This window comes from Kitasatospora sp. NPDC057542, from assembly GCF_042801945.1.
Lineage (GTDB): Bacteria > Actinomycetota > Actinomycetes > Streptomycetales > Streptomycetaceae > Kitasatospora.
Genome location: NZ_JBHVFE010000618.1, coordinates 1 through 4,333, shown reverse-complemented (window position 1 = coordinate 4,333; position 4,333 = coordinate 1). Strand labels below are relative to the sequence as shown.

At 73.4% G+C, this 4,333-nt stretch carries 4 protein-coding genes; 2 read left to right on the top strand and 2 right to left on the bottom strand.

The features are described 5' to 3' along the window. Positions 1-407 precede the first annotated feature (407 nt). Together ACFU7Y_RS40915 and ACFU7Y_RS40910 are read left to right on the top strand one after the other, a co-directional pair. Positions 408-1,490, top strand: a complete 1,083-nt coding sequence (locus ACFU7Y_RS40915; protein ID WP_224282874.1) for a nitrous oxide reductase family maturation protein NosD — start codon at positions 408-410, stop codon at positions 1,488-1,490. Between the two features lie 59 nt (positions 1,491-1,549). Next, on the top strand, positions 1,550-2,584 hold the full coding sequence (locus ACFU7Y_RS40910) for a methyltransferase (protein ID WP_224282873.1): 1,035 nt from the start codon (positions 1,550-1,552) through the stop codon (positions 2,582-2,584). Positions 2,585-2,657: 73 nt separating this feature from the next. On the opposite strand, the gene ACFU7Y_RS40905 is transcribed toward ACFU7Y_RS40910, so the two are convergent. Next, positions 2,658-3,380 (bottom strand): class F sortase, encoded by a 723-nt coding sequence (locus ACFU7Y_RS40905; RefSeq protein ID WP_380771470.1) that lies wholly within the window; start codon positions 3,378-3,380, stop codon positions 2,658-2,660. A gap of 103 nt (positions 3,381-3,483) precedes the next feature. Beyond that, the gene (locus ACFU7Y_RS40900) at positions 3,484-4,104 is read right to left on the bottom strand and encodes a hypothetical protein (RefSeq protein ID WP_380771468.1); all 621 of its coding nucleotides are present in this window, start codon (positions 4,102-4,104) and stop codon (positions 3,484-3,486) included. Between the last annotated feature and the right edge of the window lie 229 nt (positions 4,105-4,333).

Genomic DNA, 4,333 nt, shown 5'->3' with positions numbered 1-4,333 from the left:
GGGGCTCGGGCGGGGGGCTGCCCGGGGCCGCCGCGCCGCGCCCGATGCCGCCCGCCCGCCCGCCCCCCCGACGCGCCCGACCGCCCCCGCGGCCGGGCGCGTCGCCACGCCCGCCCCGAGCCGCGCCCGACCACCCGCCCCGCGCCGTCCCGGCCACCCGTCGCACGCCACGCCCGACCATCCACCACCGCGCCACGCCGAGCGACTCGCCTCCGGTCGACGCGCCGTCAGTCCCGCAGCCCAGCTCTGGTGGCGGGCCCACCCGGCCGCCCGTACGGTCGACACGGCCGCACCCACCAGCCGTCACCGCCCGCGCACAGCGCGTCAGCCCACACCGCTGGACCGTGCGGGAGACCACGACACCAGCACGTATTCCGTGCGCGCCGAAAGAAAACAGGTCACCGCTCATGCCCACGCGACGGGTCCACCACCTGGCCGCGGCCACTGCCGCCGCCACCGCCCTGACCACCGCCCTTGCCGCGCTGGCCGCCGCCCCGGCGGCCCGCGCCGACATCGGCGACCGGCTGCACTTCGTCCGGCCCGGCCAATCGATTCAGCGGGCCGTCGACGCCGCCCGGCCCGGCGACATCCTCCAGCTGCTCCCCGGCACCTACCGGGGCAGCGTCCGCATCACCACCCCCGGCCTCACCCTGCGCGGCTCCGGCGCGGACAGTGTGATCACCCCCGGGGCCGACACCGAGAACGCCTGCGCCACCGCCGGGCACGGCATCTGCGTGGTCGGCACCGAGGAGCACCCGCTGTCCGGCATCACCGTCGACAGCCTCGCCGTCACCGGCTTCCGCAAGAACGGCATCGACGCCAGCGGCACCACCGGCCTGACCGTCAGCGGTACCTACGTCCACGGCAACGCCCAACAGGGCATCAGCCAGGAGATGTCCACCCGGGCCGTCATCCGCGGCAACCACTCGACCGACAACGGCCAGTCCGGCGTCTTCCTCGCCAACTACGCCTACCGCGAGGGCGGCTCTCCCGACACCGGCGGCACCGTGGTCGAGGGCAACCAGCTGACCGGCAACCGGATCGGCGTCACCGTCCGCCGGCTGCGCGGGCTGGCCGTCCAGGACAACGGGATCAGCGGCAACTGCGCCGGTGTCGTCGTGGTCGGCGACGAAGGCGTACCCCGCGCCGGGGACCTCGACGTCCGGCACAACACCGTCGTCGCCAACAACAAGTTCTGTCCGGCCAACCCGCGCCTGGGCGCCATGCAGGGCGCCGGGATCGTGCTCACCGGTACCGAGGACACCCGGGTGACCGACAACGAGGTCCGCGACAACACGGGCACCTCGGACTTCTCCGGCGGCATCGTGCTCTTCAAGAGTGTCGTCGGCGCCCCCAACGCCCGCGCCGTGATCACCGACAACCGCCTGAGCGGCAACGGCCCGGCCGACCTCGCCGACCGCGACAGCGGCGCCGGCAACACCTTCGCCCGCAACACCTGCGAGCGCTCCGAGCCGGCCGGTCGCTGCTGATCCCCGGCCCCCTCGCCCCCGCCGCCCCAGGAACTCCCAAGGACCCGAGGAATCCAGCCATGACCACCGCACCCGCCCACACCAGTCCCCAGGCCGCGATGCGCCTGCGCGAGCTCGTCTTCGGAGCCGCCTGCGCCGCCGCCGTCCGCGCGGCCGCCCGGCTCGGCGTCGCCGACGCGCTCGGCGACACCCCGGCGACCGTCACCGACCTCGCCGCCGTACTCGACACCGAGCCCCGACAGCTGCGCCGCCTGCTGCGCGCGCTCACCTGCTACGGGATCTTCGTGGAGAGCGGCGACGACCGCTTCGAGCACACCGAGATGTCCCGGCTGCTGAGGGAGGACGCCCCCAACTCGCTGCGCTACATCTCCCTCTGGTGCACCGAGCCGTGGACCTGGGAGGCCTGGCCGAGACTGGACGAGGCGGTCCGCTCCGGCCGCAACGTCTTCCCCGAGCTGTTCGGCAAGGAGTTCTTCGACTACCTGCACAGCGACGCGGGTGACTCGGCGAAGGTCTTCGACAAGGCGATGACCACCTCCAGCCGGCAGTCCGCCGAGGACTTCGCCGAGTACCTGGACCTCACCGGCATCGACTCGGTGGCCGACATCGGCGGCGGCCAGGGCCACGTGCTGGCAAGCCTGCTGGAGAAGCACCCCGCGCTGCACGGCACCCTGCTCGACCTGCCCAAGGTGGTGGCCGGGGCCGACCCCCGGCTCCAGAAGGGCGGCGCCTTCTCCGCCCGGGCCCGACTGGTGCCGGGAGACTGCCGGGTGGAGATCCCGGTCCGTGCCGACCTCTACATCATCAAGAACATCCTGGAGTGGGACGACGACAGCACCCGCCGCACCCTCACCAACGTGGTGAAGGCGGGCGGCTCCGGCGCCCGCGTCGTGGTGGTGGAGAACCTGGTCGACAACAGCCCCTCGATGCGCTTCACCACGGCCATGGACCTGATGCTGATGCTCAACGTGGGGGGCGCCAAGCACTCCGAGGAGAGCATGGTCGGGCTGATGGCGGAGGCCGGGCTGACGGTCGTCGCGGTCCGCCCTGTCAACCCCTACCTGCACGCCTTCGAGGCCACCGTGAACGGCTGAACCGCCGCCGTACGCACGGACGACCGCCGGTCCCCCGATTCACGGGGGCCGGCGGTCGTCCGCGTCAGCCGGGTCAGGCCTTGTGCGAGGACTCCAGGTGCGCGAAGACCACCACGTTGTCCAGGTAGTCCCGGCGCTTCTTGTCGTAGGCGCCGCCGCAGGTGATCAGCCGCAGCTGGGCGTCCGGCACCTTGCCGTACACCTTCTGGTCGGGGAAGGCGTCCTTGGCGAAAGTCTCCACCGAGTCCACCGAGAACACCGCGACCGTGCCGTCCATACGGTTGACCTCGACCTTGTTGCCCGGCCGCAGCAGCTTCAGCAGCAGGAACACTGCCGGGCCCTTGGCGGTGTCCACGTGCCCGGCGACGATCGCGCTGCCGCGCTCGCCCGGGGTGACGCCGTCCCGGTACCAGCCGACCAGGTTCTTGTCGTCCGGTGGCGGCGCGTTGAGCCGACCGGCCGGGTCCAGGGTCAGCTCGGTGAACGGCGCGTCCACGGCGATCTGCGGGATCCGCAGCCGGGTCGGCTGGGCGCGCCCCAGCACCGGCACCTGCGGCACGGCTGCCGGTGCTGCTGGTGCTGCCGGGGCAGCCGGGGCAGCCGGGACCGGGTGCGCGGCATCCGGCGGCCCGGGGACGACCGGTGCGGCGACAGCCGGGGGAACCGGCTGGCTCTCCGCCCGGTTGGTGCCCGGCCCGGTGTCCACCGAGTTGAAGATCAGCAGTAGTCCGACCGCTGTCGCGCCCATCCCCGCGCGCAGCAGCCGGGGAATTCCAGTGGCGGAACCGTCCGTCATTCCTGTCCTCCGCTCAACCGGTTCCACGACGGGCCCGCCGCCCCCGGCTCGCCCGCCCCGTCTGGGGTGGCGCCCGGAGGCGGCGGGAGCAGGACGTCAGGCGTCAGACGACCGCGCCGGAGGTGCGGCGGCCGCGGCGAAGGGCGTACGCGCCGACTCCGAGGCCACCGAGCAGCAGCACCGCGCCGGAGGCGAGGCCGCCGCCGGTCGACGCCGTACCGCCGCCACCGGCGTGCACGCCGCCGTGCGGGGACTTGTTGTCCTCGCCCCGGCCTTCGTTGCCCCGGCCTTCGTTCCCTCGGCCTTCGTTGCCCCGGCCTTCATTGCCCCGGCCTTCGTCGCCTCGGCCTTCGTTCCCTCGGCCTTCGTTGCCCCGGCCTTCGTTGCCCCGGCCTTCGTTCCCTCGGCCTTCGTTGCCCCGGCCTTCGTTCCCTCGGCCTTCGTTGCCCCGGCCTTCATTGCCTCGGCCCTCGTTGCCCCGGCCCTCGTCGGAGCCCTTGTGCTCGTTGCCGCCCTTGTGCTCGTCGTCGCCCCCGGAGTTTTCGGACTTCTCCTGCCAGGTGAGGTTCTTGTCCTGGGTTGGGGCGCCGTCGGCGAATGCCATGGGGGTACCGACGGCCAGGACGGCGGCGACGGCCGCCCCGGTGAGCAGCGTGCGTGTAGGACGCATGAGGATGATCCTTCCGGCGCGCAGGACCGCGACCGCCGGCACGATGCCGGACAAAGGGACCCGCGGAGGAGGCGCCTGATTTACCGTCACCCACTGCGCGGCCGCCTGCCACCGGAGCGTGGCTGTGGCGGCACGGAGCGTGCGCCAGTTGGGTGGAGTCCTGGGCGTGTTCACTCGGGTGCCGGGCGCGATCCGGGTGAATCCGATCCGCTCCGCGGCTGGTCGCGGGGCGTCCACGGGCCGGAGCGCACACATGGGCCCGCCCCCGGCGCACTGCCGGGGG